The organism is Gimesia chilikensis, assembly GCF_008329715.1.
GTDB classification, from domain to species: Bacteria; Planctomycetota; Planctomycetia; order Planctomycetales; family Planctomycetaceae; genus Gimesia; species Gimesia chilikensis.
Map to the genome: position 1 here is coordinate 166,225 of NZ_VTSR01000014.1, position 26,952 is coordinate 193,176.

At 55.0% G+C, this 26,952-nt stretch carries 27 protein-coding genes; 14 read left to right on the forward strand and 13 right to left on the reverse strand.

Going from position 1 to position 26,952, the window contains the following annotated elements; translation table 11 throughout:
- The first annotated feature begins 96 nt into the window (after positions 1-96).
- From FYZ48_RS18960 to FYZ48_RS18975, 4 genes are all read left to right on the forward strand, one after another.
- Positions 97-378, forward strand: a complete 282-nt coding sequence (locus tag FYZ48_RS18960) for a hypothetical protein (RefSeq protein ID WP_149343236.1) — start codon at positions 97-99, stop codon at positions 376-378.
- 92 nt (positions 379-470) lie between these two features.
- Entirely contained in the window at positions 471-1,265 is a 795-nt protein-coding gene (locus FYZ48_RS18965; RefSeq protein WP_149343238.1) for an ADP-ribosylglycohydrolase family protein, read from the forward strand.
- A gap of 96 nt (positions 1,266-1,361) precedes the next feature.
- Entirely contained in the window at positions 1,362-1,877 is a 516-nt protein-coding gene (locus FYZ48_RS18970) for a hypothetical protein (protein WP_149343240.1), read from the forward strand.
- 11 nt (positions 1,878-1,888) lie between these two features.
- Positions 1,889-2,491, forward strand: a complete 603-nt coding sequence (locus tag FYZ48_RS18975; RefSeq protein WP_149343242.1) for a hypothetical protein — start codon at positions 1,889-1,891, stop codon at positions 2,489-2,491.
- A gap of 137 nt (positions 2,492-2,628) precedes the next feature.
- On the opposite strand, the gene FYZ48_RS18980 is transcribed toward FYZ48_RS18975, so the two are convergent.
- Positions 2,629-3,255, reverse strand: a complete 627-nt coding sequence (locus FYZ48_RS18980) for a dual specificity protein phosphatase family protein (protein ID WP_149343244.1) — start codon at positions 3,253-3,255, stop codon at positions 2,629-2,631.
- A gap of 115 nt (positions 3,256-3,370) precedes the next feature.
- The gene (locus FYZ48_RS18985) at positions 3,371-4,054 is read right to left on the reverse strand and encodes a hypothetical protein (RefSeq protein ID WP_149343246.1); all 684 of its coding nucleotides are present in this window, start codon (positions 4,052-4,054) and stop codon (positions 3,371-3,373) included.
- A gap of 231 nt (positions 4,055-4,285) precedes the next feature.
- Between FYZ48_RS18985 and FYZ48_RS18990 the strand changes: the two genes are divergently transcribed.
- From FYZ48_RS18990 to FYZ48_RS19005, 4 genes are all read left to right on the forward strand, one after another.
- Positions 4,286-5,713: a hypothetical protein gene (locus FYZ48_RS18990; RefSeq protein ID WP_149343248.1), complete on the forward strand. Its 1,428-nt coding sequence runs from the start codon at positions 4,286-4,288 to the stop codon at positions 5,711-5,713.
- A 23-nt stretch (positions 5,714-5,736) separates the two neighbouring features.
- The gene (locus FYZ48_RS18995) at positions 5,737-6,090 is read left to right on the forward strand and encodes a hypothetical protein (protein ID WP_149343250.1); all 354 of its coding nucleotides are present in this window, start codon (positions 5,737-5,739) and stop codon (positions 6,088-6,090) included.
- Between the two features lie 64 nt (positions 6,091-6,154).
- Positions 6,155-6,892: a class I SAM-dependent methyltransferase gene (locus FYZ48_RS19000; RefSeq protein ID WP_149343252.1), complete on the forward strand. Its 738-nt coding sequence runs from the start codon at positions 6,155-6,157 to the stop codon at positions 6,890-6,892.
- A 201-nt stretch (positions 6,893-7,093) separates the two neighbouring features.
- Complete coding sequence (locus FYZ48_RS19005; RefSeq protein ID WP_390625133.1) at positions 7,094-8,149, forward strand: 2-hydroxyacid dehydrogenase; 1,056 nt, start codon at positions 7,094-7,096, stop codon at positions 8,147-8,149.
- A 29-nt stretch (positions 8,150-8,178) separates the two neighbouring features.
- On the opposite strand, the gene FYZ48_RS19010 is transcribed toward FYZ48_RS19005, so the two are convergent.
- Both FYZ48_RS19010 and FYZ48_RS19015 read right to left on the reverse strand, forming a co-directional pair.
- Complete coding sequence (locus FYZ48_RS19010) at positions 8,179-8,817, reverse strand: hypothetical protein (protein ID WP_149343256.1); 639 nt, start codon at positions 8,815-8,817, stop codon at positions 8,179-8,181.
- A 93-nt stretch (positions 8,818-8,910) separates the two neighbouring features.
- Positions 8,911-9,669, reverse strand: a complete 759-nt coding sequence (locus tag FYZ48_RS19015) for an acetolactate decarboxylase (protein ID WP_149343259.1) — start codon at positions 9,667-9,669, stop codon at positions 8,911-8,913.
- 247 nt (positions 9,670-9,916) lie between these two features.
- Here FYZ48_RS19015 and FYZ48_RS19020 point away from each other — a divergent pair, with 247 nt between their 5' ends.
- Positions 9,917-10,432: a hypothetical protein gene (locus FYZ48_RS19020; protein WP_149343261.1), complete on the forward strand. Its 516-nt coding sequence runs from the start codon at positions 9,917-9,919 to the stop codon at positions 10,430-10,432.
- Between the two features lie 48 nt (positions 10,433-10,480).
- Here the strand turns inward: FYZ48_RS19020 and FYZ48_RS19025 are convergent, their stop codons facing one another.
- The 6 genes from FYZ48_RS19025 to FYZ48_RS19050 all read right to left on the reverse strand — a co-directional run bounded on the left by FYZ48_RS19025 (position 10,481) and on the right by FYZ48_RS19050 (position 18,410).
- Entirely contained in the window at positions 10,481-12,145 is a 1,665-nt protein-coding gene (locus FYZ48_RS19025) for a FecR domain-containing protein (RefSeq protein ID WP_149343263.1), read from the reverse strand.
- A 5-nt stretch (positions 12,146-12,150) separates the two neighbouring features.
- The gene (locus FYZ48_RS19030) at positions 12,151-12,672 is read right to left on the reverse strand and encodes a sigma-70 family RNA polymerase sigma factor (protein WP_242022708.1); all 522 of its coding nucleotides are present in this window, start codon (positions 12,670-12,672) and stop codon (positions 12,151-12,153) included.
- Positions 12,673-12,977: 305 nt separating this feature from the next.
- Positions 12,978-13,478 carry a hypothetical protein gene (locus tag FYZ48_RS19035; protein ID WP_149343265.1) on the reverse strand — a complete coding sequence of 167 codons (501 nt, stop codon included), beginning with the start codon at positions 13,476-13,478 and terminating at the stop codon, positions 12,978-12,980.
- 148 nt (positions 13,479-13,626) lie between these two features.
- The gene (locus tag FYZ48_RS19040) at positions 13,627-15,120 is read right to left on the reverse strand and encodes a hypothetical protein (RefSeq protein ID WP_149343267.1); all 1,494 of its coding nucleotides are present in this window, start codon (positions 15,118-15,120) and stop codon (positions 13,627-13,629) included.
- A 164-nt stretch (positions 15,121-15,284) separates the two neighbouring features.
- The gene (locus FYZ48_RS19045) at positions 15,285-16,718 is read right to left on the reverse strand and encodes a hypothetical protein (RefSeq protein WP_149343269.1); all 1,434 of its coding nucleotides are present in this window, start codon (positions 16,716-16,718) and stop codon (positions 15,285-15,287) included.
- 141 nt (positions 16,719-16,859) lie between these two features.
- Positions 16,860-18,410 carry a hypothetical protein gene (locus FYZ48_RS19050; RefSeq protein WP_149343271.1) on the reverse strand — a complete coding sequence of 517 codons (1,551 nt, stop codon included), beginning with the start codon at positions 18,408-18,410 and terminating at the stop codon, positions 16,860-16,862.
- Between the two features lie 220 nt (positions 18,411-18,630).
- On the opposite strand from FYZ48_RS19050, the gene FYZ48_RS19055 reads away from it, so the two are divergent.
- Together FYZ48_RS19055 and FYZ48_RS19060 are read left to right on the forward strand one after the other, a co-directional pair.
- On the forward strand, positions 18,631-19,971 hold the full coding sequence (locus tag FYZ48_RS19055) for a hypothetical protein (RefSeq protein WP_149343273.1): 1,341 nt from the start codon (positions 18,631-18,633) through the stop codon (positions 19,969-19,971).
- Positions 19,972-20,088: 117 nt separating this feature from the next.
- Entirely contained in the window at positions 20,089-21,174 is a 1,086-nt protein-coding gene (locus FYZ48_RS19060) for a bifunctional transcriptional activator/DNA repair enzyme AdaA (protein WP_149343275.1), read from the forward strand.
- A gap of 306 nt (positions 21,175-21,480) precedes the next feature.
- On the opposite strand, the gene FYZ48_RS19065 is transcribed toward FYZ48_RS19060, so the two are convergent.
- Positions 21,481-22,023, reverse strand: a complete 543-nt coding sequence (locus tag FYZ48_RS19065; RefSeq protein ID WP_149343277.1) for a DUF1572 family protein — start codon at positions 22,021-22,023, stop codon at positions 21,481-21,483.
- A gap of 133 nt (positions 22,024-22,156) precedes the next feature.
- On the opposite strand from FYZ48_RS19065, the gene FYZ48_RS19070 reads away from it, so the two are divergent.
- The 3 genes from FYZ48_RS19070 to FYZ48_RS19080 are packed head-to-tail and all read left to right on the forward strand — an operon-like array spanning position 22,157 to position 23,385.
- The gene (locus FYZ48_RS19070) at positions 22,157-22,651 is read left to right on the forward strand and encodes a hypothetical protein (protein WP_149343279.1); all 495 of its coding nucleotides are present in this window, start codon (positions 22,157-22,159) and stop codon (positions 22,649-22,651) included.
- A gap of 14 nt (positions 22,652-22,665) precedes the next feature.
- The gene (locus tag FYZ48_RS19075; protein ID WP_149343281.1) at positions 22,666-22,908 is read left to right on the forward strand and encodes a hypothetical protein; all 243 of its coding nucleotides are present in this window, start codon (positions 22,666-22,668) and stop codon (positions 22,906-22,908) included.
- A 15-nt stretch (positions 22,909-22,923) separates the two neighbouring features.
- Positions 22,924-23,385 (forward strand): hypothetical protein, encoded by a 462-nt coding sequence (locus FYZ48_RS19080; protein WP_149343283.1) that lies wholly within the window; start codon positions 22,924-22,926, stop codon positions 23,383-23,385.
- Between the two features lie 46 nt (positions 23,386-23,431).
- On the opposite strand, the gene FYZ48_RS19085 is transcribed toward FYZ48_RS19080, so the two are convergent.
- Positions 23,432-24,550: a potassium channel family protein gene (locus tag FYZ48_RS19085; protein ID WP_149343285.1), complete on the reverse strand. Its 1,119-nt coding sequence runs from the start codon at positions 24,548-24,550 to the stop codon at positions 23,432-23,434.
- A gap of 124 nt (positions 24,551-24,674) precedes the next feature.
- Positions 24,675-26,789: a glutamine synthetase III family protein gene (locus FYZ48_RS19090; RefSeq protein WP_149343331.1), complete on the reverse strand. Its 2,115-nt coding sequence runs from the start codon at positions 26,787-26,789 to the stop codon at positions 24,675-24,677.
- Positions 26,790-26,952: the final 163 nt, after the last annotated feature.

A 26,952-nucleotide genomic window follows, 5' to 3' on the forward strand; every position in this document is an offset into this window, starting at 1 on the left:
GCACAGTAATGATCAACGACGGAGGCCACGTTGCGCTTTGAGGGAAGTGCGCCTCTGTCCGCTCGCATGACTATCGCACCAGCATGAGGAATTCCCATGATGCATGAGTTACTGTCCCTGTTGATCCTGGCCCAGGAAGAGAAAACCGAGAGTGTTGCCATTCACGCGATCGTTCCGTTTGTGGTGGGGACCGTTTTAATCCTGATGGGCCGCCATAATATTGTCAATCGGACGGCTCAAGGCAAAAAAACAATCGGCGGCAAGATGCTGGGAATCAAGACCGACTACGAAGGCACCTCAGCCGTCCAAATGGGCTGGATCCGCATTCTGTGCGGGATGCTTATGATCGGCGTGGGTATCTATCTCATTATGAAATAGCCAGGGACGGTGCAGAATTGTAACGCCCGGTGCTGCTTGCTTCTAAGATTACGGTTACAGTCAGAGATACGAATCTTATCATCGGAGAAAACATGCTGGGTGCGATCGCGGGTGACATCATCGGCTCCGTTTACGAAGGACGGAAACAGTGGATGCTCGAGCGGCATACCGACTTTGAACCGCTGTTCGCGCGGAAGGCCCGCTTTACGGATGATACCGTGCTGACGGTCGCTGTCGCAGATTATCTGCTCAACGGCGGCAACCTGGTGGAAACGCTCAAGTCTTACACGCAGACCTATCCCCGGGCCGGCTACGGGAAAGCTTATCTGGAATGGGCCTTCGGCGAGGATGAATTGCCCTACAACAGCTTCGGCAACGGTTCCGCGATGCGCGTCAGCCCGGTTGCCTGGGCGTACTCTTCACTGGATGAAGTACTGCACTATGCCCGAGAGACGGCAGCCGTCACACACAATCATCCCGAGGGCATCAAGGGAGCCCAGGCCGTGGCCGCCAGCATCTTCCTCGCACGCACCGGTTCGACAAAACAGGAGATCGCGCACTTTATCTCCGGGCGGTTCAACTACCATCTGGACGACACCATCGAACGTATCCGCTGGACTTACAACTTCGATTCCTCCTGCCAGGGGTCTGTCCCCCAGGCGATCCTAGCTGCCCTGGAATCGACTGACTTCGAAAACGCGGTCCGCCTCGCCGTCTCTCTCGGCGGTGACTGTGACACGCTGGCCTCAATCGCCGGTGCCATCGCCGAAGCCCTGTACCACGGCGTTCCCGCAACAATCGCCACGCAGGCCCGCGCACACCTGGACGATGATCTGACACACGTGCTGGATTCCTTTAATGCGACCTACCTCCAGAACCAGAATTAACCGGATCACGGGTTGGTATGATAGAACAGAATGAAGCATTAGAAATTTCGAGGAGTCTGTTTACAGAGCCTGACTGAGGGAAAACCTGGAAATCACATGATTCAAAATAAACGGCAACTGGTTGACGCAATCGAGGCGGCAGGACTGCCACAGAATTTACTGAAAATCTGGGACGGAGACGTTCCGGCACAATTGCGTTACACCTTACAGGATCCCTCTTCATTCTTTGAGGCTTTCCTGATGCACCCTGAAGGATTTCCCTCGCCGGACGAACTCGTCATTCTCTGGCAGACCAATGGCGAATCGATCGTGGGCTATCTGTCAGTCACGGGAATATTTATCCGCAACTACCTGGAAGATGGCCCCGACGATTGCGATGTGCTCGGTTCCACATATCAGCAAATGTTGGGCGAGCTGTTCTCGAAACTCATCATGCGTGAAGTGCCAGATCAGGAACTGGCCGAGTGTGTTGATTTCCTGGACTTTCGATATTTACCTCAACTGCAGGGATTTATGGCTCACAATCCCGACTGGGAAACCAACACAATCCCGTTCATTGCCGGATTAGAAGCCTCTGCCTCCCCACCTGATTCTGATTCAACATCCGGCTGAAAGAACCTCCAATGGATATTCCAGAAATCTCACAAGAAATCAGAGAGCTGATTAATCAGTCCTTCTGGACTTCATCCAGTCTGGAACTCGCTGAACTGGTTGAGAACCGCACACAAGAAGTTGATCCGATTGAGTTTCTCGCTTTTAACTGTCTGAATTCTGCCCGTGGTACCATCGCGCAGTTGTTTTATCTTTCCTCACATCTCTGGCAGCATTTTGATGCCGCTGCGGTGATCCAGCTGATTTCGCAGGTTCATCCCCGTCCGATGCCGGTCTGGGCCTGGGATGGTGGAGAATATGGTGACGTAACTTTCTTCGTGAGAGATATGAACCTCAATATTTTCAAATGGACCACAAGACCAGAACTGGACTCACATGAAGCAGAGCAAATTCTGAAATATGGCAGAATCAACGCAGCACTGCTGGTTCCCAGATCGGATTGGGGTGACGAAGAAGATGCTGATGAGGAAGATCCCTATGAGGAATTGTGTATGCAGCGACGTCAGGTATTGCGTCATCGAATACTAGGCGAATTTCCGGATCTCGACACAGAAGGCTGGGGCGAACCGGAATTGTCAGAATCGATCGACATGATCATCCGCGACAGGGGTTAGTCGTCCGAATTAAGCCAGCAGCATTTCAGAGGACATCGGAGTTGCTGGCTGCCTGAAACCTCCTCTTCCCGTGCAATCAACAACCTTCTGCAATTCCCGAGAGACCTGCTGTGTTAAAGTCACTGGGAAGAAGATTTCTAACTTCGCTCTAAATCATCCTCAAAATACCATTTCCGAGACACCGATTGATTTATCAGTAATTGGTAAACCGTGCAGTTCCGTTCGTGGTGGTGCCAGCTGGACCAGACCCAGCCTGTTCGTTCCGTGTTAACGTTCTCGCCGATAACCGTTCTGACATGTTCTCCTGCTTTGAACTTCGCATGTTCGTCGGATTTCATACCCAGAGATTGAGCCCAGAAAGCTGTTGTCGATTGGGAGAAATGATGGCAGCAGTGAATCAGAATTTTTGTTTGCAACTTCGAAAGTGCTTCTAGAATATGCCCTGTCCGGACAGGAACCGGTTGTTGAAGCCCCGCTTCCGTCTGCAACAGGCAGAAGATCACGCCGTTCTCTTCAGTCGATTTGCAGTTGACAATAAGAGGCTGGCCATCAGTCGAGAGATCATACTCGCTATATGGTTTATCCCACGAAAAGGATTCTAAAGTTCCGAGAAGAAAACGTGCGAGCCGATTTGCACAAATGCCTGGATTACTCCATCGAGTACAATGCTTTCCGACAGACAGAGTAGCATCTAACTCAAGTGATCTTCCCTCGTCAGAAAACAGTATCTCATACAACTGGATCTCAAAAATTTCTGTTTGCATGAATTTACCTGCTGGTTCAATCAAACAATAAAAGGTACCAGGTCCATTCAATCTTAATCCAGTCACTAATTTTGTTTCAGGCAGAGTAACGCGCAGATTGATAAATCTGGTGGAATCAGGAATCGGTATTGTCCTGCAGCAAGTGCTTTTCCACCCAGGGACGAAGCCCCTTGCTTTCGAACGATCCCTGGTAGGACGTTGAATTGCCTGACTTCTTAACAAAGTATCCGATCACGCTCTGCGGGAAGCGGGGATTGAGGTGCAGTTCAAATTCATGTCGCGTTGTACCATCCACCACAGTGTACCACGAAGCGGTGTAGCGTGGATGGTTCGGAGCGTGCCCCACAGCATCAGCGATACCTGTTGCGAAGCCGGTCAGTATTTGGGGATCCTTGAAGTGGGCCATGCGGTTTTTTCCGGATCGATCAAACACGGTGATTTGTTTGAGCTGCTCATCCTGCAACTGGTTCAGGGCTTTCAGGTTCGCCATCTCGCGCTGCATTCTGGGCAGGGCAAAGCCAAAGGCCATGCCGGTGATGATGACCGCGAGTAGCCCCATCAGGCAGGCGACTCCGATCCACGCTCGACTGGTGGGCGCCGACTTGATTTGCCACACAACACCGATGATGAACCCCGGCAACGTGCCGGCGACAGCTCCCAGCCAGAAGTTCATGAACCAGAAATGGTGCAGGGAGAGCGCCAGGCAAACCGCACCTCCCACAAACTGGCAAACGATCACAATCACAATGATCCGCCAGGTGCCCCTGAGGTCCATGGCGTTGATTTGTCCGTGTTTCATGTCTTACGTCTATATCCGGGAGTAGGAAAACGCTGTCAGGATCATTAAAACTTTCTTGAGGTTCATTCCTGTATTCTACACGGTCACCCAGCAGGGGATACAGCTAATTCAGGAACCTTCAACTCGCATTGGGGAGTCTCAACCTGCACTCTTTTTACATTTGCCCGCAAATCAATCATAATGCAGCAAAGAACTTACAACGCTTCTACAACCACCAACGAAAACGCGCCCATGCTTTCCGAACTCAAACTCCTCGACGCCACACTCCATCGCACGGACACGCAGACCCGCATGCCCTTTCGGTTCGGCATCGCCGTCATGACCGCGGCCCCGCACGTCTTCCTCAAGTGCCGCTATGAAATCGGCGGGCAGGTCGTGACCGGCATCGCCGCCGAGGGACTGCTGCCCCGCTGGTTCGACAAGTCACCCGAAAAACAGGCGGACCAGGAAATCGACGAAATGCTGCAGGTCATCCGGCAGGCCGTCGCGTTCGCTCGACAGGCGGCACCTGCGCCCGCGTTTGATTTCTGGCGACAGGTCTACCAGTCACAGGTCGCCTGGGCCGCGGAGCAGGGCTTCCCTTCATTATTGGCCCAGTTCGGCGTCACGATGGTCGAACGGACTCTGCTCGACGCACTCGCCCGGGCCGAACGGTGCAACCTGGCCACGCTGTTACGGGAGAACCGCGTCGGCCTCGATCTGTCCGCCATTCATCCCGAACTGAAAGGCCACACGCCGGCTGAGTTCCTCCCCGCACAACCGCTCACGAAAATCATCGCTCGCCACACGGTCGGACTTTCCGATCCCCTGACCGCCGCCGACCTCACCCCGGAAAACCGCATCAACGACGGCCTGCCACAGACGCTGGAAGACTGCATCCGCGCCTACGGACTCAGGCATTTCAAACTCAAGGCCCAGGGGGATGTCGACCTCGATCTGGACCGGCTCCGCGCCATCGCTCAGGTCATCACCGCGCATTGCGGCAACAACTACGCCTTCACGCTGGACGGCAACGAGCAGTACCGTGAGTTCCCCCGCTTCGTCGAACTCTGGGACGGCATTCAGGCCGACGCGGCTCTCTCGGCCTTCTTTGAAAACCTGATCTTCATCGAGCAGCCCCTGCATCGTAGCGTGGCCCTCGACCCGGCCATCGCGCACATTGCCGACTGGGAAAACGGGCCGCCGGTGATCATCGACGAATCCGACGCCGATCTCAGCGCACTCGAACAGGCACTCCAGCTCGGCTACGCGGGGACGAGCCACAAGAACTGCAAAGGCATCCTGAAGGCGACCGCCCATCGCTGCCTGATCAACCACCGCAACGCCACCGAAAACACAAATCGCTACCAGATGAGTGGCGAAGACCTGGTGAATATCGGCCCGGTCGCCCTGCTGCAGGACCTCGCCGCCCAGGCAGCCCTGGGCATTACCTCCGTCGAACGCAACGGCCACCACTACTTCCATGGTCTGACTCCATTCCCCAAACCAATCAGCCAGCTGATGCTCGCCCAGCACGGCGACCTCTACACCGAGATGGACAATGGCTATGCCCGCGTCAACATCACAAACGGCGAACTCAACCTGGCCTCGATTAACGCCGCCCCCTTCGGCATCGGTGTGGAAGTACCCCTGGACGGCTTTGAGGAACTGTCACTCTGAGGACTTTTTACTAGGACTGTCCCATGTCGGAAATGGAATTAATACAAGCCCTTGAGCGACTGTTACCAACTGAAAAAATCATGAGCGATGCTCGGGATCTGATCGAGGAGTGTGAATATCAGTTTGATTTCGACGAGGATGGCCTGGTGTCTATTCCTGTGGACGTTGAATTGATCTTCATCTCCAAAAGCGCCTTATATACGCCGTTTGATGTCCATTTTGGGACCGGTTATAAGTCGATCGTGGCGGTTGGAAATGCCCGGCAGTATGATCTTCATATATCTGATCTGGTTGCAGATTATGGTTTCATCACTCTCTGGTACAATCGAGATGCTAAATTAATTACGACTGATGTTATGCAGAAACTCTTCAGGTAACTGGATGCGAAATAATTCGTGTCTTTCGTGGTAGTAATCAAAACCATCACAGTGAACCCCGTCCATGACCACCGACTATAACAAAATCGCCGCGCAGTACCGCGAAGTCAAAGGACGCCCCTGGCGGTCGCTGGTCGAAGAGTATTCGCTGCTCCAGCTCATCGGCCCCGTGGCTGGCCTGAAGGTCGTCGACCTCGCCTGTGGCGAAGGCTTCTTCACCCGCAAACTCAGGCAACTGGGGGCCACCTCGATTGTCGGCACCGATGTCTCCCACGAGATGATCAATCTGGCAACCGAGCGGGAACAGCGTGAACCGCTGGGCATCGACTACCTCGTCGAAGACGTGCGGGCAGAAGGCCCCCGGCTCGACCATGATCTCGCGGTCGCTGCCTGGCTACTCGTCTATGCCCACGACCGGGAGGAACTGGCTGCCATGTGCCGGGGCCTCGCGCGTCAGCTCAGGCCCGGGGGACGGCTCGTCACACTGACCACCAATCCGCAGCTCTATTTCTTCCCCGAGTTTGATTACCAGAAGTACGGCTTCCAGATTCATCTCGAAGACCAGGTACGCGAAGGTGCTTTGATCCGCTGGACGGGCCGTCTCAAAGATGGCTCCCAGCTCGAAGTCGTGAACTATTACCTCCCCGAGGAAGCCTATGCCTCCGCCCTGGAGTCGGCTGGTTTTCAAGACATTACCTTTCATCCACTCACTCTCTCCCCGGAAGCAGCCGACGAAGCAGATTACTGGGCCGACATGATCAACCAGCCCCCGGCTATCATGATCGAAGCCATCCGGAAATAGGCCGCGATCTGCAGTCCAGCGGTCGATGTTCAGAACTGCCGCATTGTTCTATAATCGTCTCTGGCGCGCAGAGTTCACGCAGTAGTCAGAGTTAGGAAAAGGTTGTCAGCAGTGACAGACAGGAATGATCGGGAAAGGCTTGAGGATTTCATCGCACAATTACAGTCGCAGTCGGGCCTCAATCCGCTGAAGTACGAACGCATGCTGGCTGAGTTGCACGCGACTCAGCCGTTGGACGGGCACGACGCAGAGGGCCGCCGACAGATTGCCTTTTTCGATGCGAAGCAGTACGACCTCAATTCATTTTCCGCACGAAACGACGACAGCTTCCAGTTGATCGCCATCGAATCGCCCCTCAATGAACAGACCGCCTCCGCGGCTGCGGGCTGCAAGGTGGTCTGCATCTTCGTCAATGATGAAGCGCACGAGTCGGTCATCGCGCGACTCGCGGAACTGGGCGTGGAACTGATCGCCCTCCGCTGTGCCGGCTTCAATAATGTCGATCTCGAAGCCTGCCGCAAATATGGCATCAGCGTCGTACGGGTGCCCGCCTATTCGCCGCATGCGGTCGCCGAACATACCGTGGCGTTGATGCTGATGCTCAACCGTCATCTGCACCAGGCATACCTGCGGAACCGGGCCGGGGCGTTCATTCTGGATGGACTGACCGGCTTCGACATGCACGGCAAAACTGTCGGCGTTATCGGCACCGGGAAGATCGGGCAGTGTGTCGTCGAGATTCTGACCGGCTTCGGCTGTCATGTGCTGGCCTATGACGTACATGAAAATCCAGAAGTCGCCAGCCTGCCACAGACAAAGTACGTCGCTCTGGACGAACTGCTCTCCCAGTCCGATGTCATCACGCTGCATGTGCCACTCTTCGAAGAGACCTATCACCTGATTAACCAGGAAACCATCGCCCGCATGAAACCGGGGGTGATGCTGATCAACACCTCGCGGGGAGGCCTGGTCGAAACGGTCTCGCTGATCGACGGCTTAAAGACCGGCCAGATCGGCTACGCCGGCCTGGATGTCTATGAAGAAGAGGCGGGTATTTTCTTCCACGATATCTCCAATCAGGTTCTCGACGACGACGTACTGGCCCGACTGATGACATTCAATAATGTCGTGATCACTTCGCACCAGGCGTTCCTGACGAATGAGGCCCTGGATAACATCGCCGAAACCACCTACGCCAACATCGAAGAATTCTTCGACGGCAAACGGGGCACCGACCTGACACACCACGTCGGGTAACAGAGTGTAGTTGATCCAGCGTCGACACATTAGCCGGTGTGCCGCACCTCATTCCCGAAAAATTCCACCGACCACACGCTGCCATACTCGCTGATCACATCCACGAACCAGTATCCCGTCTCGGGTTCGACCGTTATTTTATCCAGGGTGACCGGACGCGAATCCTGGTGGGGGACGTTATGCAGGTAGTAAGCCAGGTTATGCAGAATGCGAAAGGCTACGCAGAGCGCTTCATCATCGACGCCAGTCTCACCTCCCGGCAGCACGAGGTCAATATCATCGACCTGAATCCACGCATCGGCTAACTCCGGCGGCCGCCAGATCGGAGCCAGGTTTTCGGTGTATCCATACCACCAGTCGCCTTCCAGATCGCCGGCCGACTCTGTCAGTCCCATGTCAAACAGCGTGTTGAGTTGATACAGAACCCAGAGCGCATAGTTCCTTGGGGTATTGACCGTGCATAATAACTCCAGCCACTTTCGTTCCCCCAGGAAGACAATGCCGTACCGTTTCTCAAAACCAATCAGTTCCCGGATCCGACTGTTGACTTTATCCGACGACAGGTCACTCTTGCCAATCAGCGATTCCTCACCGATCTCCTGTTCGAGTTTGCGATATTCAGACCACGGCAAAAAACGCCTTTGATCAGCGGAGAAGGGGGAATCCATGCAGTAACTTTTCCAGCAAAGTAAAGCGACGAGACACAGGCGGGATGACGTTCCTCCCGCCCGATTTCAGGACAGCCCCAGTCTCGCGGATTCTCACACTTCTGACAACAGCAATGTTGCGCCGGGGGCAACGGTCAGTTTTTCCAAATGCCCCGTGCGCATTTCTCCGGACTTCGCATCCTGAAACAACAGATGCATGTGCATTGAAGTACCCGGGTGTGTAATGTTGCCGGCTGCATCTTTGGCGAACACCCCAACCAGCTTGCCACTGACTTTCGGCAGATCCGCTTCATAAGGCCGATTGTCGGCGGGCAGCGCCTCTTTCCGCATCCGAGCCCGAATCGGACATGCGCCGTTAATCACATGGAACTCGACATTTTGAAAATCGCCCTCGATCACAAACACGAACGGCGCTTTGACATCCAGACCTGCCTGGCGGGCATCCTGTTCAATCAGGGAGTTCAAATCGTCCGAAGAGACCGCCTGTGCAAGTGGATGTTTCGACCAGTCGGTCACATATCCGCCGACTAAAAGCGCGGTCTGGGTCTGGGGCGTCAGCTTGAGCGTCTGCAGTTTCCCATCCGACTTCACCTGCGTGAGTGTCACTTTGCCGTCAAGGATCGTCGCCTCGCCTCCCAGCGATTCCAGTGCGCCGACCCCATAAAAGTGCGGCTGCTTTATCAGCTCCGCAAATTTGACGCGTCCCTGGTGTTGCTGCTGGCCGATCACTTCGTGCATCTTGCCATACTGCACGAACCGCTCACCCTCAGGCTGCGCGGACAGTGCACCGCTTAAGCTACCCAGCACGACAGCTAAACCACCGAGACCGCTTACGAACGCAGGCCAATTCATCAAATCATCTCCCTAACTGCATAATCGATAAACTACCAGTCCTGCACAGCGGTAATTATACTTCTCCCGGGGCAGGGGAACAGTAGGAGAATTGCTGCGTACTAAAACTTCACGCTGCTTTCATCATTGGCTCAAAGAAACCACCTCGCGCAGCAGAAAGTATTGACATGGGAACCGGCAAGGGTATGCTCGAACTGATTCCCGCACGTCTCGACTGTTTCCTGTCTGTCGTTCAATGGAGGATACCATGGATCTGCCGCCACAAGTTCAGAACCTGATAGATGCTATCTCGTCCCTGCCCGGGGTGGCCGGCTGTTTCTGCACTCCCCAGCCCCTGGATGAGATCGACGTCGATATGCTCTCACTCCCCGGTGATTTCGGCAGTCTGCCTCAGGCCGCCCTGATCCGCACGCAGGGGGGACGCGGAGATGAAGTGCTGATCCAGACCGAAGTGATTTTCGATCGTTCTCCCGGTGCCTGGCTCAGCCTCGAATTCCTGGCCTGGTGGGTGCGGGACTGGGGACGCAGCGGTCGCGAAATCCAGATGCGGCCCATGGCCTTGCCTCCACAAGGCTACGAAATCCAGTTGGGCCGAACCCTGAAGTTCTTCATCGAGTACTTCGTCATCGAAACTGAGAACGACTACGGTGATACACTGAAAGTCGTCCAGGAGATGGCCGATTCGATCGCTGAGAATTTCAAAAGTTACCAGGAGTGCTTTGAGAACCCGGCGGAGTTCACCGGCGATATCGAAAGCATCTGATCTGCTGTTGTTGAGGTGCTGCCGGGCAACATGATTTCTTTCCCGGGGTCACTCCTGTTCGAGTACCAGTCGGGGCAGATCGGGATCGACGGCCGATGACCAGGTACTGCCGATGCGTAATTCATCGAACAGGTAGGTGCTGTTCTTACCGACATGGAAACGGGCCACGTCAAACTCGTGTGAGGATTCGAAGGGAGTGGTGACGCAGGTCCAGACAGCCGGTTCCTGATCCGGGATGGTTTCTGCTTCCGCAAACGCACGCATGAAGACCTGGTCCAGGGCTTTTTCACTGGCGACTATTTTCGCGACAAACAGGTATGTCTCCCCGCTTTGCAGGGGGGGCGCTCTTTCAATGATCTGCAGATCGGCCTGCAGGATCGCATAATCGTTTATGCTCATCCCCATGCGGATTTTGGGGGGATCTTCCTGCTGGCCGGAAGGGAACAGGGCGAAATTTCCATACTGGTTAGATTGACTTTTTTGATCCGTTTTGATTTTCTGCATGTAGAAACTGATGTAATAGATCGCGTTGATATCCATGCGAACCGGCTGCTTCAATTTGCGAAAGAAAGAAATTCCTCCGCGGAGTTCGAGCAGCCCCAACTGGCTGGGGGCCACCTCGGTTCGGGCCAGTGATTCACGGGGATGGCTGAATGACTGGTTCACTCTGCCGCCGGTTTTCGAGGTTCGCCAGGGATTCACCCAGCCGATTCCGGAGTTCTGCCACGCGGATGTCTGCTCGGGATCCAGAATCTCCGGGGGATGAAAACTGTCATAGGCCCGCAGTTCCTGGCGCTGTGCCTGTAAATTCTGTGGGGTTCCCGGAACTTCTCTTTTGAAGAGTTTCGGCTCCAGTTGAATATCTTCAATCTGCCTGTCGTTCAGATGTCGGGCCTGGCCCTCTTCGATGATCACCGATTCTGCAAACTGGTCGTTCTTCTGATTGGGGTCGACCCGCACGGCTCCTTCAAACACGTGCAAATCGACTTCACCGTCCTGATGAATCTGCGCGCCGTATTCGGTGCCGATATCCTGAAAGGTGAGCAGGGGGGTAATCAACGAAAATTCCGGCGCCGGTTCATAGCCGTGCAGAACAATTTTACCGTAATCCAGTTTCGCGCGGCTGGACGTTACCAGGTTGATTTTGGTTGGTCCTTCGATAATCAGACGCACGCCCGTATCAAAGCGAAATTCAGCGACTCCCCGTTCCAGGACCAGATCCTCCGACATCAGCCTCTGGCCGGAGAACTCAGGCGGAGACTCGCTGCCCCAGACGCAATCCGTAGAACGCGTGAGTGTGGCTAAATAAGTGCGATCCTCTTTCACGGACTGCGGATCGGGGGCACGGTTCCCCGGGAAATATCCCGCGAAGCTCCAGGCCAGCAGTAATCCCAACAGCAGCGAGCAACTGGCCACGACAGAATAACGTAGAAATGCCGCCCGTTTGGCGACGATCGGCTGCGGGGCAGCCTGCGGTTGCTGTGCGTGGTGCGTCTTGAATGTCTGTTCCAGCGCCTCCAGGCGGGCCTGCATATCACTCTGCAGTCCCAGGTTGATGTCCAGGTAATCAAAGTAGTACTGCATTGCCTCGGGATTGTTCGACAGATAAGCCTGGAACTGGTCGAACTCGGATTGCGAAATCTCTTCGGCCGGACTGTCCAGCAGCCGGTTCAGCAACGGTTCAAATTCGGGGGGAAGATCCTGGATTGACATTCTGCTTACTGCTCATTCTGCAGTTTACGTGAAATACACGCTGCCAGTTCCCGTCGGAGAAATGACATGCGATTATAAAGCGTCTGGATCGATTTCTCAGTTGTTTTGGCGATCTCCGGGATGGACTGTTTTTCATAAACGGCGTCCCGCAACAGCTTCTGATCAGACGAGGGCAGAGAGCTTAAACATTCATGGAGATAATCGATCCGACTGTTGTAGTTAGCTAAGTGCTGCTCCCGTTTTCGAGACATGGTTTCCATCAGGTCCTGATCAAAATAATGTCGATCGTGGTGCAGGCTTCTATGGTGATTCCGTACGGTATAAAAAGCAATCCCGCAAGCCCAGGGAAAGAAGTCTCGATTCCGATCGAACTCTTCAAACTTCTTCCACAGAGTCAGGCAGACGCGTTGATAAACATCTTCAGCATCAGAATTATGCGGAATCAATGACCGAATAAAACTGAAAATCCGCATTCGATCTTTGCTTAACAGTGCTGTAAACAGGCTGTTCGTTTTTGATTGCGGCATCTACGTTGAAACTCCGTTTAACCAAAACGAGAAACAGGCAGCCATTCAATGCGGTGCTCAGACGCAGCTTCGCAACTTCAGGCAGACAAAACTGTTCCGGACGGAAACCATCACAGATTTTACCTCTGATAGAATACATGTGGTGAGTGTGCTTGCAAGCGAAAAGTTCTTTCAGCCCCGGCAATTGTGCGTACCAGAACATTGAATTGAAATTTCGGATTGAGCAAAAAGTCAGATTACAGGCGAATTACTCCTCTCCCAACCAGAAGGATGATCCGGTGGGGGGAATTCCATTTTTGGGCTGGCTATTCATTTTTTTCCGCGGTGGTTGTCAACAGCTTTCCGGTTGCCAGATCAACGCCCGACCATTCAAGCGAATTTTTGCTGAACAGGTAATACTCAGTCGTGCCTGTTTCGTTTTCAATCTGGGCAAATACGAAATTATCGCCGACACTATAGCTGAATTTGGCTTCTTCCGGCACACGCAGTCGGCTCCAGTTCCCGGATGCAGAAGAGTACGCATAGAGATCTCGTCCGACCGGGCAGATCCCCATTGCAGATGAGACCGTGGGTTGAAGTTTCGCCAGTGCCTCTGCAGAAGGTTTGCCTGCGACTTTCGTCTGCGACCAGTCGCCAGATTCCATGCTGAAGGCCAATAGTTTGTCCCGAGACTGGGGAACGATCAGTATGAATTCACGGGTTTGGAGCACAATCGGTTTCGCCCGGGTCGTCTTCTCTGCTCCCGGGACAGGAGTCAGGCTGATACACAACAGAAACACTGACAGCAACGAGGCGAACAGTCGCATGAGGGTCTTCCTTTCTGAATGACGAGGCGCGGGGCCTGAATCGGAATCGATTCAATTTCGGAGAAGGGGGACATTCTCGATCTTAAGTGATCAAGTGTGAATAGTCGAGGATTGATTTCAGAATCGCACAGTCACAGAAAGAATGGGTTTAACCACCCGCACGAAACGTAAACAGGTCGGCCTCTTTGAGAAAGATTTCCAGCCGGATCTTCTGGCCGGCGAGCGACTCGATCGACTTGTCATTCCAACGCACGGTGTGCCGCACGCTGTCGGAATCCAGGGGAACACAGTCGTCATAATCAAAGCCGTCCATTACCCGGCGTTTCGCATCCGAGAGACGCACCTTGATTTCACCTCCGCTCGCATCCGCGTTCAACAGCAGCTTACCACCCGGCCATTGGATCTGTCGCGTGATCACCACACCCCCGCCGCGCGGACCCCGCAGGGAAATCAGGCGTTCTTTTTTGATCGTCGCCACGCCAATGCCCGGCTGCCGCGCCGTCGGCTCGCCGTGCGGACCGTCAAAGCCGGAGTAGTAAAACCACCACTCATTGCCCACTTCGATCCAGTTGTTGCCAAACACCATGCCGTCATCCCACTGGCCATCCTCCCCCAGATCCAGCAGACGGGGCCGTGCAGGGAGCCGTTCGAACTGGATGCCGTCTCTGCTGAAGGCCAGCTCGGTCACCACGTCGGTATTCATCTTAAACGGCCACAAACTTCCCCAGAATATCCCCGCGTGGTACCGCACGGGCATGCCGTAGAAAAAATTGAACTGCCGCGCACTGTCGAGCTCATCCGGAATCAGAATGTTCTGTGGCTCACTCGTCCATTCTTCCCAGAGAGAAGGCCCCGTCATGCGGGCCACCCGTCGCGAAGCACCCGTATCCAGAATGTCGCCGCGAAACGTGCGATAGATATGCTTGGCCCGGCAGTACATCACATACTGTTTCTCAACCGGATCATACACAATGCTGTTCAAGGTGTCGCTGTGCAGTTCCGCCAGCAGGGAGTCGCTCGCTTTGTCCCAGTGAATACCATCCTGCGAGCCGACCACGCGGATGCCGTTCATCCCTTTTTTCACACCCCCCGTGTGGTAAGACATGATATAACGATATCCCCGCCGATCCGCTTCGGGTGCATCAATCAGACACGGACCGCTGGCACGACTGTTGGTGATTCCTTTAAAGACGATGTTGTTCTGCTTCGTTCCCTTCCATTCAAACAGTCCCAACTCGGGCCGCTCCCAGTTCAGGCCATCCTTGGATTCGGCATAGGCAATCGCATAATTCGAACCCTTGTGCTTTCCCTGGGCATCCAGCCGGGGTGTATGCGTCTGATACCACATCTGGAACAGACCAGTTTCAGGATTACGCTTCACTGTGACATAGCCACCCTCACCGTTAATCAGCGGATTGCGGGCATGCTTCCGCGGCGGATGAAAGACCCGCTCCACCGCCTGCTGCTTGTATTTCAAGGCATAATGATTGTCGACAATAAAGCCGTCGAACACGAATTGGGGCTCAGAGCCAATCGCAACCGGCTCAGCAGGCAGGCTCCGCGACTGGGCATCAGCCGTCACAGACAGCAACAGGGCCGTGGCCAGGGGAAGTGTCGTCGACAGAATCTTTCGCAAAGACATGGCACACCTGTTATATTCATCCAGAGGTTTCCGAATCAATGGCATCAGCAACAGCATAACAGGGAACAATCCGGGAGACGAATCTTTTGTAACCATTCCAGCTCGAAATTCAGACTTTCGTTCTCCGGTAGATGCTCAACTTACATAGAAACGGTAGAGCGTTCTCAAACCTGCTTCTCTGGTTTGACCCAGGAAACATGGCATTCCGGCAGCTGCGCTTTCAACTCCTCGAACTGTTCCGTGGGGACCCCGGGAAGATTGAGCCCCAGGTAGCGGAGTTGTGTCAGTCGCCCCAATTCTTGGATACCCGCTGCGTCGACCGGCACCTCAATCAGCGTCAGCTGCTTCAGCTCCGGAAGATCTGCGAAGGCGCGAATTCCTGCTGCCGTTACTCGCGGGGGCGAATCCTCACCAGTGTGACGCAGGCTCATCTGCCATAGTTGCTTAAATCCACGCAGGTGTGCGAGATCCTGATCTCGCAGCGTAGCGACCTCCAGGGCCAGTCCCTCCAGCCGGAAGAGCTGTCCCACAATTGCCAGAATTTCACCGGTCACCTGGGGCATCGCTGACAGCCCCAGGAACGTCAACTGTTCCAGCGCCGCGAGTTCATGCAGCCCCTCATTCACGGGGACACAATGCAGGTTCAGCGTCGTCAGGTTCTGCAGGTACGCCAGCTGTCGAAAGCCGGCGTCGCTCAGCGGTGTATCCCGGAATCTGAGGTATCGCAGTCCGTGCAACTCACCCATCGCCGCCAGCGCAGTATCGTCCAACTCCATTTCGTCTATCCAGAGCTTCGTCAGCTGGGGAAAGGAAGTCAGGTACTGAAACGCTGAACCGGGTGTCGTTGTATTTCGCAGATGCAAATCCTGCAGTCGCGGTATCCCCGCCAGAGTTGCCAGCCCCCGTTTCGTCAGTGGCGCGTTCTGGATCGAAAGGTTCGCGAGCGGATTCAATTCTCGCATGCTTTCCCACAGATGATCAGTCTCATCCATATCAAGGATACAAAGGTGGAAATTCAGCGCACCCTGTTTGATGCCCGCAGAAATCCGCACCCCTGCCTTGCACAACCACTCCATGGCTTCCCGCAGCCGGGGAGGCAGCAGGAGATCATCGAAATCAATCCCCCCATCCAACAGCATGTGTTGCCGGGCATTGAATGTTCTGAGACGACGCTGATTCTCCGGGTCCTCATCATCTTGCACAGACAGTTGTCCCAAGGCCAGTGAATTCAGGTAGTCCGCGATCGTGCGCACGGTCTCAAAATCGGTCGGCACCTTTATTTTCAGGTGGACCCGGGAAGCAGACACCAGGCCTTCGATCTCATCCCCCTGGTCATTCAGGGGAATCGAAATATTTCGGGCTGGGCCGAGTCTGCGTTCGTTTCGGTCTATATCGGCTTCCACGCGATCCTTGATAATCCAGGGCCTGCCTGCGGCAGCTTCAGCGGCTGCGAAGTCCCGAATCACTTTTCGCCGCTGCGTATGAAAATCTTCCACCGTCACGCGGGTACCGGGAAGCCGCTCGGTCAGATCGGCGATAATGCTGTCGGGATCCAGCAGATGACGCTGATCGGGCGTTTCCAGGCGGATCGTAATCATGGGCGTCGAAATTCCACGAGACAGGAAAGAAAGGACCAACAGATCGTCAAACCGACTTTAGCTATTATACCAGCCACAGATCTACAAGAGAACACCCTGTATCTCGAGCGCCATTCTGCTCAAATTAAATCCGACTCCGTATCACCCGGCCTCACCAAACTCAAACGCAAACAGCCGCGCGTTCCGCATCGTAAATTCCACACGTACCGGCTGTCCCGCCAGTCGGCCCAAATCACTGCCGGACTTCCATTCCACCCGGTGATCGATTTCGTCCGCATTGATCCACTGACAATCCTCGCGGCCAAAACCGGGCAGGGGAGTCCCTTCAAGATCCAGCAGCGCCACCCGCACACCTCCCGCGCCGGCGGTGCTCAGGTTGACCCGCAGTGAATCGCCGGTAAATCGTAGAGGCTTTGTCGTGACCACGCCGCCGGGATAACCAGCGTCCAGCGAGACAAAGCCGTCCACGCGCTGCGTCGCCCGATAGATGCCCCCCAGATCTTTTTTCAGCCATGCGGCCCGGTCTTTGAGATCGCGATCCCAGACCACGGGCCGGCCATGCGTGTGCGGCCAGCCGACAAAATACTGATGCAGCTCGCGGCCCCGGCGGATCAGCCCCTGTCCCATGCTCACCAGCCGCAGGTCCAGTCCGTCATAAAAGCCCGCAGGTATATAAGGCGTTCGCCAGCGGTGCCAGTTGACGCCGTCGCGGCTCGCGGCAAACTGCACATCAAACGTCCCGTCGTTGCCGTTCAGCGCGCGGTCCTGCCAGTCCGGCCCTTTGAATGTCTGGTAGGCGGCGGGAAAGGCGAGATACACGTGCGGGGCGAAGGGATACTTCACCGCGGCACTCGTATACAGCTGCACGCCCGGCGGATCGTCATCGTTGCGGGCCATCACTGTTTCCAGTTCACGACTCAACGTGGGAACCTTGGCTTTACCCCAGATATGGTGCGGCGGAATGGATGCGTCATAAGGCCAGGGCGTTTCGAGCTCTTTCACGGCCACCCGCGCGACGGCCCGCACCGGATTCCAGCAGCGGGTATAAATCACATACTTCTGTAACGCCTCGTCCCACAGGCCGCAATGCTGACTGTCGGGCACGAAGGGGAGCATCCGCGCTTCCGATTCACTCCAGTGCACCCCGTCCGGCGACGAAGCCACATACACGCCCGCCTTCTGGGGATCGGGCCAGTACCGGGAATACAGCAGCCGATACCGCTTCTCCGCCGGGGCACGCGGATCGAGGAACACACTCGCTTCCACCGCCTCGACCGGCAGCAGGTTATTCTCCCGGCTCCCCTGGTATTCCTGCAGCCCCAGGTGCGGACGTTCCCAGTGAATGCCGTCTTCGCTGGTCGCCAGGGCGAAGTGTTTCTTCTTCTCCGCGTCATAACTCCCATGAAACAGTTTCGCAGTCCCGTTAACATCCACGACGCTGCAGTAAAAGATAAACCCCAGCGATTCGGAAGGCTGCTCCGGTTTCAAAACCCGCTCAATCGCAGTCGGCGAATTCAACCGCCGCGTCACGCCGCGGGTCCGCCCGGTATCCATGAGCAGATCATTCAGAAACAGCTGCCGTTCAGAACCGATAGAGTAAATATCCGAACCCGCAGCCCACCCCACCGCAGGCAGCGTAGTAGCCGCAGCCGCGGTTTGCAGAAACTGACGACGTGTGAGAGGGAATTGCATGGCGAGGCTTTCGTGATGTTCTTGATTCACAGAACTTGGCAGGTCTCGAGAGACGCCAGGACACATCCGACCCTGCGATTAAAGGTCTGTGGTCTGTCCCTGTTTTTCTTCTCATTAAAACAGAAATGTCAGGTATACACAAGAATCGTAATATTCACTATCATACGGTGTCTCTAGCTCAAGAAATGGTAACCAGTCACGCACCGAGGTATTCAAGAACATGACGATCAGAGTGCTTTCCCTGTGTCTGGCCAGTCTGTGGTTCTGGTCGGTAATCGATGTCGACTCTTGTTCGGGCGAAGAAACAGCTGTCTCAGCTGAGAAGCCCCGCTTACTGGAGCAGTTCACCGATGCGCAGTTAACGCACCTGCTGGAAGGCATCAAAGCCGCCGGCGCTTATGGGCCGTCCGGAATTTCCGGTTCGCTGCGGTCGGTGGCTGACGCCGTCAACCAGTTCCCGTATGCGCACCAGGACATTCAGCCGACCGACCAGCCGGCAACGCGTTCCGTCCCGGAGTTGAGAAAGGGCCTGCTCTCACTGCGGAACTCGATCTCGGCTTTAGAAATCTCACTGCACAAAACGGTTCACTATGTCCAGCCTGAAACGAAAACAAAAACCAGGCAGCTCTGCTATGCCTTTCTGGGGTTACGGCAATACCTGGAAGATGCGGATGTGCAGCCGGATGGATCGCTGACAAATCATAATATCTATGTGTTTAACGGCGAGGAAACGCGTCGACTCACCAAAACGGATCAGACAGCCGACCGGGTTTCAGTCAGGAGCAGGCATTTGCCACAGGAAGTGCTGATGTACCTGCAAACGGTTCCGGTCTTTGCCGGCCCGGATGCCGTAGAACATGGACCGCATGAGGATGTCGCGGCTCTCCTTTTTGACTATGAAGCCCGCTGCCAGGTGTTACCCACGCTCGAAACCGTGGATGGTGCCCCCTGTCATGTGGTTGTCTGCCCGCTGGGTTTTCTGTTCTGGATCGAAGTCAAAGATCATGGCTGTAATCTGCGCAGGATGGTCGAGTTCAGAATGGAAGGAAATCAGAACGCGCTCGTCCTGAACCGCCTTCTGGCACATCAGGATTTTCGTCCGGTCGGCGCGGGGCAGGAATGGCCTTTTAAATCCAGGGAGACCTATTTTGAAGACGTCCTGCCCGATGGCACCCGTTCCCAGGACGACTCGCTCTTTAGCGACCGCTATCTGACCAGGGAATATATTGTGACGGATCTCAAACGTAACAGCAGCATTACCGAGAGCCGGTTTCAACTCTCTTATCCCCCGGAAACCCTGGTTATGGATATGATTCGCCAGCGATATTATCGAACCCCCGCCGATCCGCAAGACCTGCCAGACGCCATCGCCGATGGTTCCCCCATTCTGGCCGACGGAACCATCCCGGACTGGTACCGCGTTCGTTTTGGTGAGCCGCCCGGATATCTGGAACAATACTTTCATTCCAAATGGATCTTCTGCCTCTGCGTAGTCGTAATCCTGCTCCTGGCCTGGGTTGTTTGCTCTTATCTTTCTCCCACGCAGGGCAAGGATGCGTAAACAGCGGGCGAACGCCGATCCCACAAATCCCAATTCCCTGTTCATTTCCCGGTTGTCACGCTCTGGTGAACCGATACCATGATAGCACAGTCATCAGATATTGCAGGACCTCCCGAGATGAAACAGACAGATCAATCAGTAACCACCGAATCGCTGCCGGACCGGGAGACGATGTACGCTGCCCTGGTCCAGCGGGACAGCAGCTTTGAAGGCGTCTTCGTTGCCGCCATTCGCACCACCGGGATTTTCTGCCGGCCCTCCTGTTCGGCCCGCAAACCCAGGCCGGAGAATGTCGAATACTTCGCCGATGCGAAAACCGCCCTCGCGCACGGCTACCGGGAATGCAAGGTTTGTCGCCCGCTGGTCTCCCTCGGCTCCACCCCCGACTGGCTGCAGCCGTTGATTGAAGAAGTCGATCAGGACGCCACCCTCCGCCTCACCGCTGAAGACCTGCGGGAACGGGGCCTCGACCCGGTCCGCGTCCGCCGCTGGTTTCAGAAGCTGCACGGCATGAGCTTCGCCTCCTACCTGCGGATGCGGCGGATCAACCAGGCCTTCAGCCAGCTGCAGCACAAATCAACGGTGACCGACGCCGCGCTCGACAGCGGCTATGAATCGCTGAGCGGGTTCGGCGAGAGCTTCAAGAAAGCGATGGGCAACGCGCCCGTCAAAAGTAATGACCAGCAGGTGATCAACGTCAGTCGCCTGCTGACACCCTTGGGGCCGATGCTGGCCGGCGCCACGGAGCAGGGGATCTGCCTGCTCGAATTCACCGATCGCCGGATGCTCGAAACGCAGCTCAACCGCCTGCAGAAACGACTCAACGCCCGCGCACTTCCCGGCGACAGCCCCTGGTTCCCGCAGCTCGACGGCCAGCTGCAGGCTTACTTCGCCGGAAAACGGACCGACTTCGATCTCCCCCTGGTCCTGGCGGGCACCGAGTTTCAGGAACGAGTCTGGAACGCCCTGCGGACCATTCCGTGTGGCACCACCCGTTCCTATTCCGAACAGGCCGAGATCATCGGGCAGCCGACCGCAGCCAGAGCCGTCGCCCGCGCCAACGGCGATAACCGCATCGCGATTCTGATCCCCTGCCACCGCGTCATCGGAGCCGACGGCACCCTCACCGGTTACGGCGGCGGCCTCTGGCGCAAAAAACGACTGCTGGAAATCGAACAGGGAACAGATGCCCCAACCAGATGAGCGGCAAGGCGTCAGCCGCCGGTAAAATGTAAAACGCGGTTTCCAGAACCAGTAGCGGGTGGCCGCGAATGCAATTCTTGGTTGTCGCAGACAACAGGAGGTTGCGTAGTGAGCGAAGACCGGTGCTGTATTGCGCCTGAATCTGTTTCCGTTCAGCATGGAAAAATCAGTTTTGTGTTCGACGCGGAAACTGCGACCTCCTGCTCCCTGCGCTCGGCCCCAAGTACATTCGAGCCCACCCATTCTTCTTCGTGGTTTGTTGCTCTCTAAAATCTGAGCAGTACGAGGAGCGCAAGAACACTCAGGTCATTTCCCCGGCTTCCCCTCTCCCCAGCGTTCTTTATTAAACTGTTCCGACTGCCCACGGGGGATCGTCAGCGTGTTCCAGTCATCGCCGGCCTGAATCCGGGCGACCTGCACGATCTGTCCCACGTGATAACAGGTATGCCCCAGGGAACGCTGGATCGCCAGCGGCACGGTGTGGGCATCGCCGCGAATATAGACGGTCGTCTTCAGGTCCTCGGGCCCCAGACTGTTGAGGGATTCAAACAGCACACCCCAACCCCGCTCCCAGTAGACCAGCAGTTCGTCCCGGTTTGAGAATGAATCCACAAATTCGTCGTCCCGGTTCCGGTCCGGCTTCTCGCCGTCAGTCGTCAGAAAATCGGTCCACCGCGAAATCAGATTCCCGGCGACATGTTTCATGATCACCGCAATCGAGTTCGTATGCGCGTCGAGAGCCGTGCGGAGCCCCTCGTCAGAAACCTGTGCCACCGCCCGTTCCGCCATCTGCTTCTGGGCTTCGAAAACATTGAGCGTCGCCGATAGGAATTGTGTGAAAGGGTCCATCTAAAATCCTGTATCCTGATTCGTCTGTAAATATTTTGGGTAATTACATATCATAATCTCTCTGAGAACAGTGTTCAATTTTCGGGATGGAGACTTCCCACCCGCAGAACTTGAATGGAAAGGAAACCGGATTATGCGACCCTTTCAGAACAGCATAAATCTGATGAGTTTCGTAGTGGGGACTGCGGTGATGTTCCTGGTTTACCTGCTCCTCGTCTGTCTGCATTCGGAACTGGATCTCTTCCAGGTGGCCGCTCTGTTGGCTGTCACGCTTGCTGTAATCTGCCCCGGGCTCGGGCTGGAACTCATTCGCAGGAAATTCTCACCTGATATGCAAGCCAGTCTTACCTGGAGAGAGACGCTGATTACTGTCTGCAGTATGGGCCTCGGTGCGCTGGGCCTGTCTTACTTCATGTTCATCGCAGGCGTGGGAATGGTGATTATGAGTCGGCTCTTTGGCAGGCTGTTGTCGCTGCTTCCAATTCATAACACGTTGGTGCTGACCTCAATCGTTGCTGGTCTTACCGCATATGTGACACTACTCTCCAGCCTGACACTGGTTTTAAACTTTTTGTGTCGTTCAAAGCCGGTTCGCCCATTAAACTCAAGTAGCCTGTCAGCAAATTGAAAAGAGGAAAAAACATGCAAAGAATGAACCCCTGGATGCTCCTGGTCACCGCTGTCTTTTCCTCGATCGCAATCTGGTTCAGCCGTGAGGGCACTGAATTTGTTGCGATCGGGATATTCGTATTGTTCAACCTGGTCACACTGCATCTGGTACAACTGCAGAAAGAAAACGACGAACTCCGGACCCGACTGGAAGCACTCGAAGGTCATGCGCCAGCGACAGACCTGCCTGAAAATGGGGCAGTCGCGCATGGGTGAGGTTGGCTTCGGAGAATGATGGTTGACAAAACAATGTCTCATTTCAGAAAAAATAGACTCAAATATCTGCTGCTGACGCCGATCCTGCTCCTACTGATTTATCAATATTTTGAAAATCCGACCTCGGCCGATTTTTCCTCGCTCCCTGAGTTATACAAGCATCGCGATCTGGGAGACCGACTGATAAATTTACCCTGCGTAGGAACCATCCGACTGACGCGGCCGCATCCATATACCTCCAACTTCTGCATTCAAGGCAAGTTTCAAGATACTGATGCATATTTAAAGTGGCGGTTTGGAGAGGTACATCTGAAAGATGCCGTGGAATTTGTGGAAGCGGCACACAGCATGTCGGAAGAGCAACAGCCAGATGATATGTACTGGAAAGACAGTTTTTATTCTGGAAGGTATGCACATGAAATATACCTGTTCAAAGATGGTAGATTCTACGATCAGGTCAGATTACTTAGAGAATAACGCCAGACAGTAGAATCTCTGGCAAGAGGGAACTTTTGAAATAAACTCAAATCTCCGCGGTCGCGCCTCGATAGCGGATCTTGATTCCCTTCGAAGCGAACTTCTCCGTCATGCGGGGCACGTCGGTATCGTGGACTAAAACGATCACGGTATCCCCTTCCAGCAAGGTTGTATCCGGCGTGAGATCTTTTTCTACATCGCCGTTGGCCCGGCGGATGGCAACCACCAGGTAGCCCCGTTCGCTGCGGACCTCAATCTTTTCCAGCGTCTTATTTACGAACGCGGAACCAGCGGTGACCTGGAGTTCTTCAAACTGGAGGCCGAAGTGCCCCAGTTCATCTTTGATGGCGCCTTCGCTGGTCAGTTCTTCCAGCATGTTTTCCGCGGTGGGCCGCATGATCAGCTGCGCAACCTTGCTCGCCCCGATCGCGGTCGGCAGTACCACCCGGTTTGCACCACAGCCCAGCAGTTTCTTTTCCGTTTTGGGATTCTCGCCCCGGGCGATGATCAACAGCTCGGCGTTCATCTCGCGGGCCGTGATTGTCACAAACACGTTGGTCGCATCTTCCGAAAGCACCGTTGCCAGCACTGCAGCCCGGTCAATGCCCGCCTGTTCCAGAATCGTTTCTTCCGAAGCGTCGCCGTAGATGACCCAGTAGCCCTGTTCCTCAGCCGCCTTGAGACGACGTTCGTCACAGTCGATCACCACAAATGGTTTTCCCGCGGCGAACAGGTTTCTGGCCAGAATCGAACCCATGCGACCGATGCCGCAGATGATCGTGTGGCCCTGCATACGCTCAATTTCTTTTGCCATTTTTCTCGCTCCCAGTGCCCGGTTGATTTCACCGTCAATCAGCATCTGCATGAAACCGCCGATTGTATAGATCACCGCGCCATAGCCGGCAATGATCACCATGATGGTCAACGCGCGAAGTGCCGATGATTCCACCGGCTGCACTTCGCCGTAGCCCACGCCGAAGATCGTGATGATCACCATGTAGATTGAGTCTTCGAGTTTCCACCCGGCAGCAACATAGCCGATGACAGCAATCAGACAGATTGCAAAGAACAGCGAGATCCCCGTAATGATTTTGCGGAACGGACCCGAGTGTCGAGGGCGGCGCTGATTCCCTGCGGTCGAGATATGTGATTCAGGTTCCGTCATGGCTCGTCTGCTCGTCAACGCGCGGGAAGGAATCGAAGGCGGTGGCTCAAATAGGAACGGAGCCGCACCAGCACTGTGCCGGTCGGCTCCTGTTCCGAAAAATCCAGCTAATCCATCAAGACGATTATTTGATGAACAGCATTTCCTGGTAGGTTGGCAGCGGCCACAGATCGTCGGCCACAATACCTTCCAGTTCGTCTGCATATTCGCGGACTTTGTTCATCAGCGGCAGAATCGTATGGCAGTAGTAATTTGCTTCGGCCAGCAGATCTTCCGATCCGTTTTCGGCACCAGCGGTTTCCAGTTCGCCAATACTGTCCTGCAGTGCTTTCACCAGTGCAGTTACCTTGTCCAGAGTCTTGGTATCGAACTCGTAGTCCAGCATTTTCAGGCTGGCACAGTTGGAAACCAGTTCGCCCTGGTAACGGATGACAGCCGGGAAGATCATGGTCTTGGCCATCTTCAGTGTCAGGTTATACTCGACCTTGATCGACATGACGTACTGCTCAAGGTAGGTCTCCAGACGGCTTTCCAGTTCTCGTTCCGACAGGACGCTGTACTTGGTAAACAGTTCTTTGACTTCTTCTGTCTGTAGAATCGGCAGAGCGTCTGCGGTGGTTTTGAGGTTCAGCAGACCCCGTTTTTCCGCTTCAGCGTGCCATTCGTCACTGTAACCGTCGCCGTTGAAGATGACGGCACCATGTTCGTTCATGATCTCGGTCAGCAGCGTCTGCAGGGCAGAGTTCAGTTTGGCAGGATCGCCACCGGTGGCTTCTTCCAGTTTGGTCGCACAGTAATCCAGTGATTCAGCAACGATGGTGTTCATCGCAACCAGCGGACCGGCGATAGACTGGTTCGCACCCACGGCACGGAATTCAAACCGGTTACCGGTGAAAGCGAACGGGCTGGTTCGGTTACGGTCGCCCGCATCTTTCGGTAGCGGAGGCAGTACGTCGACACCGACGGTCAGTGTGCCTTTCGGAATCGAAGAGTTAGCACCACCGGCTTTAATCTGTTCGAAGACGTCGGTCAGCTGATCACCCAGGAAGACCGAGATGATGGCTGGAGGTGCTTCGTTGGCACCCAGACGATGGTCGTTACTGGCAGATGCGACAACGGATCGCAGCAGGCCCTGGAACTTGTGAACCGCCCGGATGACGGCACCACAGAACAGCAGGAACTGGGCGTTTTCGTGAGGAGTATCGCCGGGATCAAGCAGGTTGCCCTGAGAGGAACTGCCCATTGACCAGTTGACGTGTTTCCCTGAACCGTTCACGCCAGCGAAAGGCTTTTCGTGAGTCAGACAGACCATACCGTATTTTTCTGCAGTGCGACGCAGTGTGGTCATCAGCAGCTGCTGATGGTCAGTTGCGATGTTGGCAGATTCAAACAGCGGAGCAATTTCGAACTGACCCGGAGCCACTTCGTTGTGACGGGTTTTAACGGGAATCCCCAGTTTGAACAGTTCGCGTTCGGCTTCAAACATGAAAGACAGAACACGGTCGGGGATGGCACCGAAGTAATGATCGTCAAATTCCTGTCCCTTGGGAGGCTTGGCGCCAAACAGGGTACGACCGGCGTTGAGCAGGTCGGGACGGGCGTAGTAGAAGTTCTTGTCGATCAGGAAGTATTCCTGTTCCGGACCGGCGGTAGAGGAAACCAGGCTGCCGTCAGTGTGACCGAACAGCTTCAGAATCCGCTGTGCCTGGGTGTTCAGAGCCTGCATCGAACGCAGAACGGGAGTTTTCTTGTCGAGGGCTTCTCCGGTCCAGGAAACGAAAGCGGTCGGAATGCACAGTGTGGTTCCGTTGGTGTTTTCCAGAATGTAAGCAGGGCTGGTGACGTCCCAGATGGTATAACCACGGGCTTCGAAGGTCACGCGGATACCACCGGTCGGGAAGCTCGAACCATCGGGCTCACCCTGGATCAGCTGTGAACCGCTGAATTCAGCAATCGCACCGCCGTCTCCATCCGGAGAGAGGAAGCTGTCGTGCTTTTCTGCGGTGGAACCGGTCAGGGGATAGAAGACGTGTGCGTAGTGGGTCGCACCTTTTTCGATGGCCCAGTCTTTGATTGCGGAAGCAACAACGTCTGCAGTCGAGCAGTCCAGTTTTTCACCAGCTTCGATTGTCTTGACCAGCTTCTTGTAGACTTCTTTCGGCAGACGCTTTTTCATGGTCGACTTGGAGAAGACGTTGGCGTTGAAAAGCTGTGAAGTAGGTTCTTCTTTGTAGTTCATCGGAGGATAACTTGGCTTGTAGCTGGTGACTGCGGCGATGGCGGCGGAACGGGTTGAACCAACGGCTGTTTTAGAGCCATTGCTGCCACCGGAGAATGAAGTGGACGCACTCGAAGTTGCTGTGTTCACTGTTTTGACCTTTTCATAGGGCGATTAATACGAC